The following is a 16,678-nucleotide window of genomic DNA, read 5'->3' on the forward strand; positions in this document are numbered from 1 at the left end:
AATGAATACTCTGTTTATTCAACTTTAAGTCTCCAGCCAAAAGGATCTTCGGCTTTATTGGTTTGTATATCTGTAATTCGTTTCTTTAATGAACTGGCATACGTGTCATCTAGTTCTGGTAGGTCAAAATCTTCACCTTTATAACCAAACCCGGCTATAGGAGAAATAACCGCGGCAGTACCCGCACCAAACATTTCTTTTAGAGAACCATCTTTTGCCGCAGTAACCACTTCACTAACAGACAGTTTTCTAACTTCAACGGGAATGCCTTCAGCTTTAGCTAGTTCAATAATACTCTTACGTGTAATACCATCTAGAATTCTATCGCTAGTTGGCCCTGTTATAAGTGTGTCGTTTATACGAACAAAAATATTCATAGCACCAGCTTCTTCAATATATTCATGGGTATTATCGTCTGTCCAAATAACCTGTTGGTACCCTTTTTCTATAGCCAATTGTGTCGGGTAAAATTGTCCGGCGTAATTTCCACCAGCTTTAGCAAAACCAACACCACCATTAGCAGAACGCGAGTATTTTTCTTCAATTAAAACTCTCACTTTTCCAGAAAAATAAGATCCAGAAGGTGCACAAGCTATAATAAATGTGTATTCATCGGCAGGAGAGGCATGAAAACCGTTACCAGAAGCAAAAACAAAAGGTCTTATATATAAAGAACTTCCATCTTTTTTAGGAATCCATTCATTATCAACTTGTAATAATGTTTTAAGACCATCCATAAAATAGCTTTCTGGTAATTCAGGAATTGCCAGACGTTTCGACGAAATATTTAAACGTTTAAAATTCTCAATAGGACGAAATAACCAGACATCTTCGTTCGTATCTTTGTAGGCTTTCATACCTTCAAAGACAGATTGACCATAATGAAAAATCTTAGCGGATGGATCTAAACTAATAGCTTGATAAGGGACGACCTTAGGAGCTTGCCATTCACCATTTTTAAAATTGCATTCTAGCATGTGATCAGAAAATACATGCCCAAATTTTAAATTGTCAAAATCTACATCATTAATTTTAGTAGTTTTGGCTTTTATAATCTCGATATTGTTGATTATAGAGTTCATAAGTCTAGTTATTTAATGATACAAATTTAGGTAAAAACGTTTTTAAAAAAACGGTATATTTACATAAATCGTTTAAAATTGAAATATTCATAACATGAAGTCGATTATCTTAGTAATTGTATGTGCCTTAATGTTAAATTCTTGCAAAAATAAAAATGAGGAATCATCTAAAAAAACACTAAAAAAAGAAGCCGTAGAATACGTATCTTTTGGAAAAGAAATAATTGCAAATGATGCTATTGCAGCTACTTCTATGGCATCACACTACAAAACTATGAATGTAGGAGATTCCATTAATTCTAAAATGTTGGCTAAAGTTAATAGTGTCTGTCAGTCAAAAGGGTGTTGGATGACTCTAAATTTAGAGGACGGTAATGAAGTCATGGTGAAATTTAAAGACTACGGTTTTTTTGTGCCTAAAAACATTGCAGGTAAAGAGGTTATTGTAAATGGAAAAGCTTATATAAAAGAAGTCCCAATTGATGAATTGAGGCATTATGCTGAAGATGCTGGTAAATCTACTGAAGTTATAGCTGCAATTACCGAACCTAAAAAGACCTATTCGTTTGAAGCTGATGGTGTATTATTAAAACAATAGTTTTGAAACGAGAAGTAGTAATAACGGGAGATGGTTCATCAACCATACATTTACCTGATTGGGATGAGCAATACCATTCAAAACATGGTGCTATACAAGAAGCTTATCATGTGTTTATAAAACATGGCTTGCTTCACTTTTATAATGTTGAACAAAGCAAAAACTTAAATGAGCAGGTAACTATTTTAGAAATTGGTTTTGGTACGGGGTTAAACGCTTTTATTACTTTATTAGAAGCAGAAAAATTAAATATCAACATTAACTATTTTGGCGTAGAAGGTTATCCAATTTTAATGGATGAAATTGATCAGTTAAATTACCCGATTGAATTAAATGCACAAAATAAAGTGGCTCTTTTTAAACAGCTACATGAAGTTGTTTGGGAGGAAAAGTATATGGTTTCTGAAAACTTTTCAATAGAGAAACAAAACCGTTTCTTTTCAGAAATCGCAGAAAAAAACATGTACAATATTATATATTTTGATGCTTTTGGCGCTCGGGTACAGCCTGAATTGTGGACAGAATCCATATTCTTAAAAATGTATAATGCATTAAAACCAGGAGGCGTTTTAGTTACTTATTCAGCAAAAGGAAGTGTACGTCGAGCTATGCAGGCAGTTGGCTTTATTGTTGAGCGTTTACCTGGACCGCCTGGTAAACGTGAAATGTTACGCGCTTGCAAAGAAGCGTGACATTCAACGAAGTTAAATGTTTATATTAAAGGAAAGGTTAGTATTCAGCGAAGTTAAATGTTACGCGCTAGCAAAGAAGCGTGGTCAAATGGCACTTAATAATTTTCTGGTCTGCAGATCGTAGACTGTTAAACCTAATATAAAACGTTAGCATACAGGTATGCCTTTTTGTAACTTTAATAAAAAAAGAAAATGCGAGTTTTAATAACAGGAGCGACAGGCTTAATAGGGCAGGAGATTGTAAAACTTTGTCAAGAGAAAGGTATTGCGGTTAATTACTTAACCACACGTAAAACTAAAATATTTCAAAAAGAAAATTATCAAGGGTATTACTGGAACCCTAAGAGTCAAGATATTGATACGGATTGTTTTAAGCATGTTGATGCCATTATACATCTGGCAGGAGCTACTGTTTCTAAACGCTGGACTTCTTCTTATAAAAAAGACATTTTATCTAGTAGAAAAATAACAACTCAGTTACTAATTAATGCTTTGAAAGGGGAGAGTCATACTATAAAACAAGTCATTTCTGCTAGTGCTATTGGAATTTACTCAGATTCCTTAATTAATTATTACGAAGAAAACTCTAAAGACTTTAGCAAATCTTTTTTAAGTCATGTCGTTCAGGCATGGGAACAAGAGGTTGATGCGTTTAACAAATTGGATATTACTGTTTCCAAAATAAGAATAGGCTTGGTTCTGGCTGAAAACGGTGGAGCACTTCAAGAAATGGTCAAGCCTATTAAGTTTGGATTAGGAGCAGCTTTTGGTAGCGGTAAACAATGGCAGTCCTGGATTCATGTTCAGGATTTAGCAAATATGTTTTTATATGTCTTGGAAAATAACTTAAAAGGCATTTATAATGGCGTAGCACCAAACCCTGTAACAAACAATGAATTAATAAAAACGGTGTCTAATGTGATACGCAGACCTTTGTTTTTGCCTAATATTCCTAAATTCTTTTTAAAGTTGGTATTGGGAGAGATGCATACATTACTATTTGAAAGCCAAAGAGTTAGTTCTAAGAAAATAGAAAATAAGGGATTTGTTTTTAAATACCATCACTTGTTGTTAGCTCTAGAGGACTTATTAAAATAGATTATATCCAAAAATAATTGATGTCCTAGGATAATTCGTATCAAACAAACTATTTGTTATTATTGTTTGATTTGAGGAAAATCTAGCTTCTAAGCTTATTTTATCATTAAATTTATAGCCTATGTCGAATGCAAAATAGTTTTTTCCTCTTAATCCCAAATCTAATAAACTAGTTGTTTCATAATCAAAATTAGAACCTAAATCTATAGTATTAAAATTATATAAAGCATTTACAAATATTTTTGAAGAAGGACTAATAGGGAAGTAGTACCTAATTCCAAATAGCAAATCAATTCCTTTGTAATTAATAGATACTTTCGTTGTTTTGGGACCTAAAGTAGTATTAACATAAACATAGTCATCAATCTCAGATTTGAAGCTTTGAAATGTTGGTTCAAATAATAATGCAAACTTCCCATTATTAAACGGTAAGACAAATTCTGATTCTAAACCTATCCCAAAATTTAAATTATTGCCAAAGTCTATTTTGCCTAGAGCACTATTTTTATTTTCAGTAGATAATGAAGTGAAATTAATACTTGGTTTTATAAATAAATTAAATTTCCCGGTATTTTTTTCTTCTTGTATGGAGTTTGTATAATTGAGATCATTACATGCATTATATTTAATAAAATACTCCATTAAGCTCGTTGTATTATATTTTAGTTTTTTTATATCATTTATTGTTAAGCTATTGCATTTTAAGTTATTGTTAATCTGTTGTTTATACTGATTGTTTTCCTTAGCTATGGTTTGGGAAGTATAATACTTTTTATAGATTAACTGCTCGATTTTTTCATTATTATTAAAAAAGAAAAGTCTAGCATTGTTATCCAGATATACAAATAAATTAGCCTTGCCTTCAACCAGATATTTTAGAAATAATGTTTTATCTCTCAGATCAGGGCTTTTAGTTTTGCTTAATTTATTTGTTTGCTTACTTGAAACATCTATTTTTACAAAAGCTCTTGTAAACTTCGTTTTGTCAAAACCAAATTCTGAAATGTTTTGAATAAGACCTTTGGTTGGTTTTGAATTTTCACTATGTTTATAAATAAATGTTTTCGGATTGTTTTTCCAGTCTTCGTTTAAAATAAAACAATTAATTTTTTCTCCATTATTATTTTTAAAGTACCCTTTCTTAAAAGTGTCTTGGGAAAATATGTTTTGCGTTAAAATTAGAAGTATAATTAGGGCGGTTTTTTTGGACATAGTAAATCTGTGTTTTCTTACTGTGGAATCTTTAGCAAGCGAATTTATATAAAAAATCTTATAATTAAGATGATAACTTTAATTAAAAAAGTTCTTTGTTCTTATAGTTTATTTTAAATGGGATGTAACAAAATAATTCACCTTTAGACCTATATTATCGTCTACTAAGCAATAATATTTATGAAGCTTATTTTACTTAAATATCTATAAGAGTACAATTAAAGGCTTTGTGCAATTTTGTTGCACATAATAATTATACATTCCATTAGAAACGTGATTCAAGAAAATAATTCCCTAGTAAATTATGGACAAAAAGCCTCTTTAATTAATATTGAAAAAATATTTAATGACATTATGACATTTTTATAATATTGGCAGTACTTTTGCCAACTAATTTTAGTATTTGTATAAAATTTAAATGCAGTAATGAGTAAGAAAGAAAAAACGAACGATATAGAAAACGATCAAATAGACGGTGTACAAAGCGAAACTGTTGATGTTGAAGAACAGGTTGTCGAAGAACAAACTGTTGAAGAAAAGCTTCAAGAGGAATTAAAACAAGAGAAAGATAAGTTTCTACGTTTATTTGCTGAATTTGAAAATTATAAACGTCGTACGTCAAAAGAGCGCGTTGAGTTATTTTCGACAGCAAGTGAAGACGTTATGAAAACGTTGTTGCCAATTCTTGATGATTTTGAGCGTGCATTGACTCATATAGAAGAAGATAAAGAAGCAGAAGAGTTGCGTAAAGGTGTTTTGTTAATTTACCAAAAACTAGTAACAACTTTAGAACAAAAAGGGTTGACCCCTGTAAAGGTTGAAAAAGGAGATGCTTTTAATGCAGACGATCATGAAGCTGTTACTCAAATACCAGCTCCTAGTGACGATTTAAAAGGAAAAATTATTGATGTTATCGAAAAAGGATATAAACTTGGTGAGAAAGTGATTCGTTTTCCAAAAGTTGTTATAGGGCAATAAAATATAGACATGGCTAAAAGAGATTATTACGAGGTTTTAGGAGTTAGCAAAGGAGCAACCTCTTCAGAAATAAAAAAAGCTTATCGAAAAAAAGCTATAGAATTTCATCCAGACAAGAATCCAGATGACAAAGAAGCAGAAGCTAAATTTAAAGAAGCAGCCGAAGCTTATGAGGTGTTGAGTGACGCCGATAAAAAAGCACGTTACGACCAATTTGGTCATCAAGCCTTTGAAAATGGCGGCGGAGGCTTTGGCGGAGGAGGCATGAATATGGATGATATTTTTAGTCAATTCGGAGATATTTTTGGCGGAGGCTTTGGCGGCGGCGGATTCTCTGGTTTTGGCGGTGGCGGAGGCCAACGTCGCGTAAAAGGAAGTAATCTTCGTATTCGTGTAAAATTGACTTTGGAAGAAATTGCTAATGGCGTAGAGAAAAAAGTAAAAGTTAAGCGTAAAGTTCAAGCACCGGGAACAACCTATAAAACATGTTCAACATGTAATGGTAGCGGTCAAGTAACACGTATAGCAAATACTATTCTTGGTAGGATGCAAACATCAGCACCGTGTAATGTTTGTGGAGGAGCAGGGCAAACCATCGATAAAAAACCAAATGATGCCGATTCACAAGGTTTAAAAGTTGCCGAAGAAACGGTTTCCATAAAAATACCTGCGGGTGTTGTGGATGGCATGCAACTTAAAGTGTCTAGTAAAGGTAATGAAGCACCAGGAAATGGCGTTTCTGGAGATCTTATAGTCGTTATTGAAGAGGAGAGTCACGATAAATTACAGCGAGAAGGAGATAATTTACACTATGATTTATATGTGAGTTATCCAGATGCTGTTTTAGGAACTTCTAAAGAAATCGATACCGTAACTGGTAAAGTGCGCATTAAAGTAGAAGCAGGGGTCCAATCTGGTAAAATTTTACGCTTACGCGGAAAAGGTATACCAAGTATAAACGGTTATGGTAAAGGAGATTTATTAGTTCATGTAAATGTTTGGACACCAAAAACGTTGAATAAACACCAAAAAGAATTTTTTGAAACTATGAGAAATGATGAACATTTTGAGCCAAAACCAGAAAGTTCTGATAAATCATTTTTTGAGAAAGTGAAAGATATGTTCTCATAATAAGATGAACATTTTTTAGTAATAAGGACAAGGATTATGCACACAAATTTTTTAAACTATAAAAGAAAGTTCTCTTATAGTTTTGTTATTAGTATGTAAAAAATAACTATATTTGAACTATCACTAATTTATTTTAGTGGTAATTTTTCTTTTTCATAGCAATTTTTTTCCCATCCTTAAATTATTAAGGGTGGGTTTTGTTTTTTATGAAGTTAACCTTTTTATTTAGAGTATTTTATGTTATTATTCAATAGGTTAGTTCATAACAATTAATATATTTACATCAGTCAAGTCAATTAAAAAATAAGAATGAACAACTTACTGGAAGTTAATGAAGTTTCTAAAAACTTCGGAGACTTTAAAGCACTTAATAAAGTGTCAATTACAGTTCCTAAGGGCAGCATATTTGGTTTGTTAGGACCTAATGGAGCAGGTAAAACAACACTTATACGAGTTATAAATCAAATAACAATGCCAGATAAAGGGAAAGTGCATTTAGATGGCGAATTACTTAACCCTACTCATATAAAAGATATTGGTTATTTACCCGAAGAAAGAGGGCTTTATAAATCTATGAAAGTTGGGGAGCAAGCTTTATATTTAGCCCAATTAAAAGGTTTAAGCAAAGCAGAAGCTAAGGCACGATTAAAATATTGGTTTGATCGCTTAGAAATAGGAGATTGGTGGAACAAGAAAATTCAAGAGTTATCTAAAGGAATGGCTCAAAAAATACAATTTGTGGTTACTGTGTTGCATCAACCTAAGCTTTTGATTTTTGATGAACCATTTTCAGGCTTCGATCCTATAAATGCCAATTTAATTAAAGATGAAATTTTGCGTCTACGAGAAGAAGGAGCAACTGTTATTTTTTCAACCCACAGGATGGAATCTGTAGAAGAACTTTGTGATGATATAGCATTGATCCATAAATCGAATAAAATTCTTGATGGAAAATTAATTGATATAAAACGAGATTATAAAATAAATACTTACGAAGTTGGTATTCGGACAAACAATAAAGAAGGTTTAGAACAGGAATTAGCAAATAAATTTGATATTTCTAAAGCTAATTTTAAAACGTTAGAAGACGAATTAAAATTAAATATAAAACTATCTCAAACAGATGCACCAAATGATTTATTGAGTTATTTAACAACAAAAGGAGAGATATCTCATTTTGTTGAATTAATACCAAGTGTAAACGATATTTTCATTCAAACAGTACGGAATAATTAATTTGTATGAACCATTTACCTCTTATAATAAAGCGTGAATATTTAACGAAGGTTAAAAATAAATCATTTATAGTGATGACTATTTTAAGTCCAATTATAATGATAGCACTTGTTGCAGTTGTTGCATATTTATCACAATTAAATAATGATAAAGTGCGTACGATTTCTGTTTTAGATGAATCAGGACTTGTACAAGACATTTTCAAAAATTCAGAAAAAACAACCTATCATATTCTAGAGAACATGTCTTTAGAAGATGCTAAAAAAATATCAGAAGAAACGGCCTCTTATGGGTTACTACACGTGGGGAAGCTTGATTCTGTAGCATCCGCTTCAATGCATATTAAATTTTATTCAGAAGAAACACCTTCGCTTACATTAATCTCTGATTTAGAGAGCAAGTTAGAGAAAGAGTTTACTAATATTAAATTAGAGCAACAAGGCATCGATATTAATTTAATTAAAGCTTCGAAAATAAGAATAGATATAGCTCAAGAAAGTTTTGAGGGTGAGAAAACATCAAAATTGGATAGTTTTGCAAGACTTGGTTTCGGTATTGCTGCGGGGTATTTATTATTCATGTTTATTATAATTTATGGTAATATGATTATGCGTAGTGTGATTGAGGAAAAAACCAGTAGAATTATTGAAGTTATTATTTCATCTGTAAAACCTGTACAACTCATGCTAGGAAAAATAATTGGAACTTCTTTAGCAGGAATTACACAATTTGTTATTTGGATGATTTTTGGAGGTCTTTTAATGACTGTCGTTTCATTAGTCATCGGTATCAACCTATTTGATTCAGCAGGGCCTCAACAAGAATTAATACAAATAGCATCAGAAGGTTCTGGTTTTAATTTTTATTTTGAATCTTTTAAAACCGCACTGCAAAATTTACCATTAATGAACCTTATCACGGCCTTTATATTATTCTTTATAGGAGGGTATTTGTTATACAGTTCGCTCTATGCAGCCATTGGAGCAGCAGTAGATAACGAAACGGATACTCAACAGTTTTTATTACCAATTATGATGCCTTTAATTTTGGCAGTTTATATTGGTATCTTTACAGTAATTGAAGACCCGCACGGAACCGTGTCTACGGTATTTTCTTTTATACCATTAACATCTCCTGTGGTTATGCTTATGCGGATTCCTTTTGGAGTACCTCTATGGCAGCAATTGGTATCATTATTGCTATTGGGTGGTACGTTTATGTTTACAGTTTGGTTTGCAGCAAAAATTTATCGTGTAGGTATTTTAATGTATGGTAAAAAACCAAGTTATAAAGAATTGATAAAATGGATTAAGTATTAAAAATGAATCAAAATTTAGAGAACATAGAAGAAACCATAACAAAAAGTTCGATTTGGGAGAACTTCACTGATTTTATTGGAATTCACCTTTATTCAAACGAAGCAGGAACCATTAATATAACAGTCGGGTTTTTACTTTTGGTTTGTATCTTTTTTGTATTAACAAATGTTGTTCTTTCTTTAGTTAAAAGGTTAATTACACGCAAATTACCAAAAGAAGATAAAGCTAAGTTTACCACAGTCTTCTCGTTTTCACGTTGGTTTATTTATCTAATAGTATTGCTAATAGCCTTTAGTACAGCCGGTATAAATGTAAATGCGATTTTAGCTGCCTCAGCAGGTTTGTTAATAGGTGTTGGGCTTGCATTACAAACATTATTTCAAGATATTATTTCTGGTATTTTTATCCTGATAGACCAATCTGTACACGTAGGAGATATTATTGAGTTAGAAGGTAAAGTTGGACGGGTTGAAGAGATTAAACTTAGAACAACAAGAGCAGTGACTATTGATAATAAAGTATTAGTGATTCCTAACCATTTATACTTAACCAATAGTTTGTATAATTGGACACAAAATGGAACCATTACAAGAGAAAGTGTAGAAGTTGGCGTAGCTTATGGTAGTGATGTGGAGCTTGTAAAAAAATTACTTTTACAAGTAGCTTCAGAAAATAAAGATGTTTTAAATTTTCCTGAACCTTTGGTTCTTTTTACAAATTTTGCAGACAGTTCACTCAATTTTAAATTAATTGTTACTATTAATGATAGCTTTCAAGCCGTTATTCCGAAAAGTGATTTAAGATTTTCGATCGATAAAATATTCAGGGAAAATAATATTACCATTCCGTTCCCTCAAAGAGATATACATGTCATTTCTCAGCAAAAAGAGCTATAGAAAATGAGAAAGATTTAAAAAATATATAAAATTTGAGTGTGGATGGCCTATATTTCTATCTATACTCTTTTAAACTTAAAGAAAATGCCTAAAATATTAGTAATAGAAGACGAAGCAGCGATTAGACGTGTACTAGTTAAAATTCTTTCAGAAGAAAATGATACCTACGAGGTAGAAGAAGCCGAAGATGGTTTATTGGGAATTGAAAAAATAAAAAATGATGATTTCGATTTGGTGCTTTGCGACATTAAAATGCCAAAAATGGATGGTGTTGAAGTTTTAGAAGCTGTAAAAAAGATTAAACCTGAAACACCTATTGTTATGATTTCTGGGCATGGCGACTTAGACACAGCCGTTAATACCATGCGTTTAGGGGCTTTTGATTATATATCGAAACCACCAGATTTAAATAGATTGCTAAATACAGTTCGTAATGCTTTAGATAAAAAAGAATTGGTAGTTGAAAACAAACTTCTTAAAAAGAAAGTAAGCAAGAACTTTGAGATGATAGGAGAAAGTGAAGCGATTTCTCATATAAAAAGTATTATTGAAAAAGTGGCACAGACCGATGCCCGTGTTTTAGTCACTGGACCTAATGGAACTGGAAAGGAGTTGGTAGCACATTGGTTACATCAAAAAAGTGACAGATCTAAAGGAGCTATGATTGAGGTTAATTGTGCTGCAATACCAAGTGAACTTATAGAAAGTGAGCTATTTGGTCATGTTAAAGGCGCTTTTACAAGTGCCGTTAAAGACAGAGCTGGTAAATTTGAAGCAGCAAATGGAGGGACTATCTTTTTAGATGAAATTGGAGATATGAGTTTACCTGCTCAAGCTAAGGTGCTTAGAGCTTTACAAGAAAGTCGTATTCAACGTGTAGGAAGCGATAAGGATATTAAAGTGAATGTTCGAGTGGTTGCGGCAACTAATAAAGATTTGAAAAAAGAAATAGCAGAAGGAAGATTCCGTGAAGATTTATATCACAGACTAGCAGTCATATTAATTAAAGTTCCAGCTTTAAATGATAGGCGAGATGATATTCCTTTATTAGTAAATCATTTTACAAAAAAGATTGCTAGCGAACAGGGAACAGCTAAAAAATCGTTTTCAGATAAAGCTATTAAATTATTACAGGATTACGATTGGACAGGAAATATAAGAGAATTACGTAATGTTGTTGAGCGTTTAATTATTCTTGGAGGTAAAGAAGTAAGTGAAGAAGATGTTAAATTATTTGCTTCTAAGTAAATATAGAACTGTTTATAAAAAAAAGAGACTGCCTAAAAAGTGATTAATCTTGTCATTCAGAGCAACGCGAAGAATCTTATTTTACTCATAATTCAGAGTTATCTATTTTAAAGAGATTCTTCACAGCTTCGCTGATACCTTCGAAACAAAATATATTTTGTTTCTCGGTAATATTCAGAATGACACTTTTTAGATAGCCTATTTTTTTTGAATTTGATTATTTTAACTTATTCTTCGCAATCATTTATTAATGATACGTATTCAGAAGCCATAGTTTTAATACGAATCATGTAGTGTATTTTCACCTCTTCAATATTTTTTTCTGTCATATCTTCTAAAGATTTATTATCTCTAAAAGGTTTGTAATTTATGCATCCGCAAATATTTAAGGTTTCGTTGTAAGTATTAATGTTTGATGAAATAGCATTTTCGTAGGAAAGAATTAATTTTTTCTTCTTTATAAGTAATTCTTTTTCTTTTTGCTCAGCTAGTTTCATTTTGATTTGCTGTTCTTTAAGCTTTAAAGCTTCTTGCTGCTGTTTTAGTCTTAACTGTTCATTTTGTAAGTCGGTAAGGTCATCACCTCCTTGTCCCTGAGCCACAGCAAGATCTCCATTATCTTCATTAGAAGGAATAGCAGCAGAACATTTATCAATTTCTATAACACTGTTTTTACTGTAATCTCTAGCACGTTTTACAAAAAAACGACCATTTTCAAAAGTTTCAGCAGTATCTACCTTTGCTAGTAAGTCTATACATTTATCCGTAAGTTCCAATGCAGCTTTACAATTACAATTGGTGAACTCCTTTTTAGCAAGTTTAAAAGATTCCAAAGACCTGTTAGCATAATATTGTAAATGATTTATATTATTAGAATCATAAGAATCCTTAACATGTGAGTAGGCACTAACTAGATATGAATTGGCATAGTCACAATCACCCTGTCCGTTAACAGCAAACGACGTGATTATAAATAGTATAAAGTAATAATTTTTCATAACATTTGGTTTTATACGATAAATAGGGCTTGCAATGTATTAAAAACATTATAAAAAACAATGTATTTTACCGTTATAATATGCATTTAATGTGATAAAATGCATTTAAACGAGTTTTGTTGTAGGATTAAGATTTCAAATTTAAGATTTCCAAAATGGGTTATATGGTGTTATTTATAGTTTCTACAAACGCATCTATTCTAAGTTTTACTTCATTATTGATAGAATCATTTTCAATGTACACATGAATATCTCCTAAATAATTCATACCCAAGTAGTTTGCAGATTCTACAAATGGCATAGAAAATCCTTCTTTTAAATCATCAGAATTACTACTACTAATCATGGCCATATTTTTACCACGTAATTTTCTTCCAGTATCTTTATGTACTCGTAATAAATCGGAAATTCTATCAAAAAACACTTTTAAAATACCACTCATACTATACCAGTAAACAGGTGTAGCAAAAATTATGATGTCATAGGTTTCAATAATATGTGTTATTAAGCTTAAAAAATCATCACCTTCATTTTTATACTCATAATCATAATGGCCAATGTTTTTTGTTCTTAAATCAATAACGTCCATACCGTTATTTGTAGCTATGTAATTAACTATTTTATTAGTGTCTCCGTGGCTTCTGGAACTTGCTTGTACTATGACGCTTTTTTTCATAATTATTAAAAATATATAGTCTAAATAACAATTTTAAAAGAGCTTACGTAACAGTTTTCAATAGAAACAATTAATAGTTAATATGATATAATCGATTGCATTTTATATATTTAATCCATATAAAATTTTAAAAATGGACAATTATAAAGTAACTACAAACATATCATTAAAAAATTCTGAAACTAAAATTGTTATTGACGATGCAGAGAAAGAATTAAAGAAAGTTAGAAAAAAATTGGGTAAGCTTCAAGATACTATTTATGCACATGGTAAATATGCAGTTTTAATTTGTTTACAAGGTATGGATACAGCTGGTAAAGACAGTTTAATCCGCGAAGTTTTTAAAGATTTTAATGCCCGTGGCGTGGTCGTTCATAGTTTTAAAGTTCCAACAGAATTAGAGCTTAAGCATGATTATATTTGGAGGCATTATATAGCTCTCCCAGCTCGTGGTAAATTTGGTGTTTTTAACAGAACCCACTATGAAAATGTATTAGTAACAAGAGTACACCCTGGTTATATTTTAGGAGAAAATATTCCAACCGTAAATTCTGTTGATGATATTGATGATGCTTTTTGGGACAAACGTTTCGAGCAAATTAATAATTTTGAGAAGCATATAGCAGAAAGTGGTACCATCATTTTTAAGTTTTTTTTAAACCTTTCTAAAGAAGAACAGAAAAATAGGTTATTACGTCGTTTAGAAAAACAAGAAAAAAATTGGAAGTTTTCTCCTGGTGATTTAAAAGAGCGTAAACTTTGGGAAAAGTATCAAGAATGTTATGAAGATGCCATAAACAGAACCTCTAAACCGCATGCGCCGTGGTATACTATTCCAGCTGATGACAAACCAACTGCACGTTACATGGTAGCAAAAATAATGTATGATGTTTTAAGTACTTATAAAGATATACAGGAACCTGAGCTTGATGATGATATTAAAGCAAACCTTAAAATATATAAAGAAGAGTTAAATAACGAATAAGTTCATATACTACGGGTGACAATTGTTTTATGATTTCTTTTAGATTTTAAGCTTTTAATAAGTAGTATATTTAAGCCTAAAAAATATTATATGAGTAAATTAAAATTGTTGCTTTGTCTTTTAGGGATTATATTTTCAGTTAATACATACGCTCAAAGTGATGCAGAAGTCCTGAAAAAAATCTATAAAAACGCTTTAACTAATGGTAAAAGCTATGATTGGCTAAATCATCTGTCTAATCAAATAGGAGGACGCCTGTCGGGGTCTTTGAATGCAGAGAAAGCAGTTAATTATACCAAAGAAGAACTCGATAAATTAGGTTTGGATAAAGTTTGGTTGCAACCAGTCATGGTTCCTAAATGGGTGCGTGGTTTTAAAGAACATGCATTTATAGAATCTGAGAAAGGAAAAACGACGACTGTTAATATTTGTGCATTAGGAGGTTCTATAGCGACTCCAGCACTTGGTTTAAAAGCAAATGTTGTAGAGGTTAAAAATTTTGAAGAATTAGAAACACTGGGAAAAGAAAATATTGAAGGCAAAATAGTGTTTTATAACAGACCGATGCAGGCTGATTTAATTAACACGTTTGAAGCTTATGGCGGATGTGTTAACCAACGTTATAAAGGGGCTGTTGAAGCTTCAAAGTACGGAGCTGCTGGTGTTATTGTTAGATCTATGAATTTAAGATTAGATGATTTTCCTCATACGGGAAGCATGACTTATGGAGACATACCCGTAACAGATAGGATACCGTCTGCGGCAATAAGCACTAATGATGCTGAGCTTTTGAGCACCATGCTAAAACTGGACAAATCAATAAAATTCTATTTTAAACAAAGCTGTAAACAACTAAAAGATGTTTTATCTTATAATGTTATTGGACAAATAACGGGAAGTGAATTTCCAAATGAATATATGATTGTTGGTGGGCATTTAGATTCTTGGGATTTAGGTGATGGCTCCCATGATGATGGTGCTGGTGTAGTGCAGTCTATGGATGTGCTGCGCTTATTAAAAGAATCGGGAATAACACCAAAAAGAAGTATAAGAGTTGTCCTGTTTATGAATGAAGAAAATGGATTAAGGGGTGGAAAAAAATATGCAGAAGTAGCCAAACAAAAAGGAGAAAATCATGTGTTTGCTCTAGAAAGTGATTCAGGTGGTTTTACACCACGAGGCTTCTCTTTTGATTGTAATGACGCCAGTTTTGAACAGGTATTAAGTTGGCAACCGCTATTTAAACCCTATTTAATTCATTATTTAGAGAAGGGAGGTAGTGGTGCAGACGTTGGACCTCTTAAAACGAAGACAAATGTGTTAGCGGGATTGAGACCAGATTCGCAACGTTATTTTGATCATCATCATGCTAGTAATGACACATTCGATGCTGTAAATAAGCGTGAATTAGAATTAGGAGCTGCTACCATGACGGCATTGGTTTACTTATTTGACAAATATGGTGTTAACCCCATTGTAAATGAGAAACAACTAAAAAAATAATGATACGAGTTATGTGGGAAGAGAAGCTAAAAATTTATGATCAACTTGTTGAGAAATGCCCGAGATTTAAACGTAAAGGAAAAACAATGCCATATACTTCGGCAAATGGTTATATGTTTTCTCTTTTTAATAAAGATTGTGAGATAGGCATTCGATTTTCAAAAGACGTACAAGAAAAATACATACAAGAATTCAATTCGTCACTATATAAATCTTACGGAGCCGTTATGAAAGGCTATGTATTGATTCCTGAAAACATGTTAGAAGATTTAGATAATGTATCCCGCTATTTAAACGAAAGTTACGATTACGTAATGTCACTAGAACCAAAATAAAATGAAAAAACTTACTATGATGTTTGCCCTGCTATTATCAACATTTGTAATGGCGCAATCCAAAGAGGAAAAATTACCTTATTATGAAATACCAAATCATCCAGAAAGCTATACCGCAGGAACTGTGGCTGCTAGAATGGTAGATGGATTGGGGTTTCGCTATTATTGGGCTACAGAAGGGTTACGTGGTGAAGACCTTGTGTATAGGCCTAGTGAAACTGGACGTACCAGTGCAGAGACTATTGATCATATTTTAGGACTTTCGAATTTTATTCTTAGTTCAGTATCTGAAAAAGGAGAAAGAAGTAAAGAGACTGAAGGTTCTTTTGAAGATAAAAGAAAGCAAACTTTATTGAATTTTAAAAAGGTCTCCGATATTTTAAGGACTATGGATGATGTGTCTCAATTTGATAATGATAGATTCCCTTTTTGGAATATTATTAACGGTCCTATTGCAGATGCTTTATGGCATTGTGGACAAGTCGTTATGCTGCGTCGTGCTTCAGGAAATCCTTTTAATTCAGAGGTAAGTGTTTTTACTGGAAAATTGAGAGAATAAATATACTCCAATATATAAAGGGGCTAAAAGTGATATAATTTTCTTTATTATGTATAACCTGTGCTAAAATTTTAACTAATATATTCAATAATATAATGTAATTGGTTTTCAGTCAGGTAATTATTGTGAGTT

The 16,678-nt window shown here is 31.8% G+C and carries 17 protein-coding genes; 13 read left to right on the top strand and 4 right to left on the bottom strand.

The genetic code is table 11. The features are described 5' to 3' along the window. Positions 1-14: 14 nt before the first annotated feature. A complete protein-coding gene (locus Q4Q34_RS13945; protein WP_303315828.1) occupies positions 15-1,082 on the bottom strand; it encodes a branched-chain amino acid aminotransferase in 1,068 nt (355 codons plus the stop codon). A 94-nt stretch (positions 1,083-1,176) separates the two neighbouring features. Here Q4Q34_RS13945 and Q4Q34_RS13950 point away from each other — a divergent pair, with 94 nt between their 5' ends. The 3 genes from Q4Q34_RS13950 to Q4Q34_RS13960 all read left to right on the top strand — a co-directional run bounded on the left by Q4Q34_RS13950 (position 1,177) and on the right by Q4Q34_RS13960 (position 3,470). Continuing rightward, positions 1,177-1,680: a DUF4920 domain-containing protein gene (locus Q4Q34_RS13950; protein WP_303315826.1), complete on the top strand. Its 504-nt coding sequence runs from the start codon at positions 1,177-1,179 to the stop codon at positions 1,678-1,680. 2 nt (positions 1,681-1,682) lie between these two features. Beyond that, positions 1,683-2,372: a tRNA (5-methylaminomethyl-2-thiouridine)(34)-methyltransferase MnmD gene (gene mnmD / locus Q4Q34_RS13955; protein WP_303315824.1), complete on the top strand. Its 690-nt coding sequence runs from the start codon at positions 1,683-1,685 to the stop codon at positions 2,370-2,372. Positions 2,373-2,564: 192 nt separating this feature from the next. Continuing rightward, complete coding sequence (locus tag Q4Q34_RS13960; protein WP_303315822.1) at positions 2,565-3,470, top strand: TIGR01777 family oxidoreductase; 906 nt, start codon at positions 2,565-2,567, stop codon at positions 3,468-3,470. Here Q4Q34_RS13960 and Q4Q34_RS13965 read toward each other — a convergent pair. Continuing rightward, positions 3,462-4,682, bottom strand: a complete 1,221-nt coding sequence (locus Q4Q34_RS13965; protein WP_303315821.1) for a hypothetical protein — start codon at positions 4,680-4,682, stop codon at positions 3,462-3,464. The genes Q4Q34_RS13960 and Q4Q34_RS13965 overlap by 9 nt on opposite strands. A gap of 426 nt (positions 4,683-5,108) precedes the next feature. Here Q4Q34_RS13965 and Q4Q34_RS13970 point away from each other — a divergent pair, with 426 nt between their 5' ends. The 6 genes from Q4Q34_RS13970 (at position 5,109) to Q4Q34_RS13995 (ending at position 11,490) form a co-directional block, all read left to right on the top strand. Further along, entirely contained in the window at positions 5,109-5,660 is a 552-nt protein-coding gene (locus tag Q4Q34_RS13970; protein WP_303315819.1) for a nucleotide exchange factor GrpE, read from the top strand. Positions 5,661-5,669: 9 nt separating this feature from the next. Further along, a complete protein-coding gene (gene dnaJ / locus Q4Q34_RS13975) occupies positions 5,670-6,791 on the top strand; it encodes a molecular chaperone DnaJ (protein WP_303315817.1) in 1,122 nt (373 codons plus the stop codon). 309 nt (positions 6,792-7,100) lie between these two features. Further along, positions 7,101-8,027, top strand: coding sequence for an ABC transporter ATP-binding protein (locus tag Q4Q34_RS13980; protein WP_303315816.1), 927 nt, complete (start codon positions 7,101-7,103; stop codon positions 8,025-8,027). 5 nt (positions 8,028-8,032) lie between these two features. Next, on the top strand, positions 8,033-9,346 hold the full coding sequence (locus Q4Q34_RS13985; protein WP_303315815.1) for an ABC transporter permease: 1,314 nt from the start codon (positions 8,033-8,035) through the stop codon (positions 9,344-9,346). Between the two features lie 2 nt (positions 9,347-9,348). Beyond that, complete coding sequence (locus Q4Q34_RS13990) at positions 9,349-10,242, top strand: mechanosensitive ion channel family protein (RefSeq protein WP_303315814.1); 894 nt, start codon at positions 9,349-9,351, stop codon at positions 10,240-10,242. Between the two features lie 84 nt (positions 10,243-10,326). Beyond that, positions 10,327-11,490, top strand: coding sequence for a sigma-54-dependent transcriptional regulator (locus Q4Q34_RS13995; RefSeq protein ID WP_303315812.1), 1,164 nt, complete (start codon positions 10,327-10,329; stop codon positions 11,488-11,490). Between the two features lie 227 nt (positions 11,491-11,717). Here the strand turns inward: Q4Q34_RS13995 and Q4Q34_RS14000 are convergent, their stop codons facing one another. Continuing rightward, positions 11,718-12,488, bottom strand: a complete 771-nt coding sequence (locus tag Q4Q34_RS14000) for a hypothetical protein (RefSeq protein ID WP_303315811.1) — start codon at positions 12,486-12,488, stop codon at positions 11,718-11,720. A 160-nt stretch (positions 12,489-12,648) separates the two neighbouring features. Beyond that, positions 12,649-13,164 carry a flavodoxin family protein gene (locus Q4Q34_RS14005; RefSeq protein WP_303315810.1) on the bottom strand — a complete coding sequence of 172 codons (516 nt, stop codon included), beginning with the start codon at positions 13,162-13,164 and terminating at the stop codon, positions 12,649-12,651. Positions 13,165-13,297: 133 nt separating this feature from the next. Here Q4Q34_RS14005 and Q4Q34_RS14010 point away from each other — a divergent pair, with 133 nt between their 5' ends. From Q4Q34_RS14010 to Q4Q34_RS14025, 4 genes are all read left to right on the top strand, one after another. Further along, complete coding sequence (locus tag Q4Q34_RS14010) at positions 13,298-14,149, top strand: PPK2 family polyphosphate kinase (protein WP_303315809.1); 852 nt, start codon at positions 13,298-13,300, stop codon at positions 14,147-14,149. 90 nt (positions 14,150-14,239) lie between these two features. Further along, the gene (locus tag Q4Q34_RS14015) at positions 14,240-15,652 is read left to right on the top strand and encodes a M20/M25/M40 family metallo-hydrolase (protein WP_303315808.1); all 1,413 of its coding nucleotides are present in this window, start codon (positions 14,240-14,242) and stop codon (positions 15,650-15,652) included. Further along, positions 15,652-15,987, top strand: coding sequence for a hypothetical protein (locus Q4Q34_RS14020; RefSeq protein ID WP_303315807.1), 336 nt, complete (start codon positions 15,652-15,654; stop codon positions 15,985-15,987). The genes Q4Q34_RS14015 and Q4Q34_RS14020 overlap by 1 nt, the downstream gene beginning before the upstream one ends. 1 nt (position 15,988) lies before the next feature. Then, positions 15,989-16,546: a hypothetical protein gene (locus Q4Q34_RS14025; RefSeq protein WP_303315806.1), complete on the top strand. Its 558-nt coding sequence runs from the start codon at positions 15,989-15,991 to the stop codon at positions 16,544-16,546. The last annotated feature ends 132 nt before the right edge of the window (positions 16,547-16,678 follow it).

It is taken from the genome of Flavivirga abyssicola, assembly GCF_030540775.2.
Lineage (GTDB): Bacteria > Bacteroidota > Bacteroidia > Flavobacteriales > Flavobacteriaceae > Flavivirga > Flavivirga abyssicola.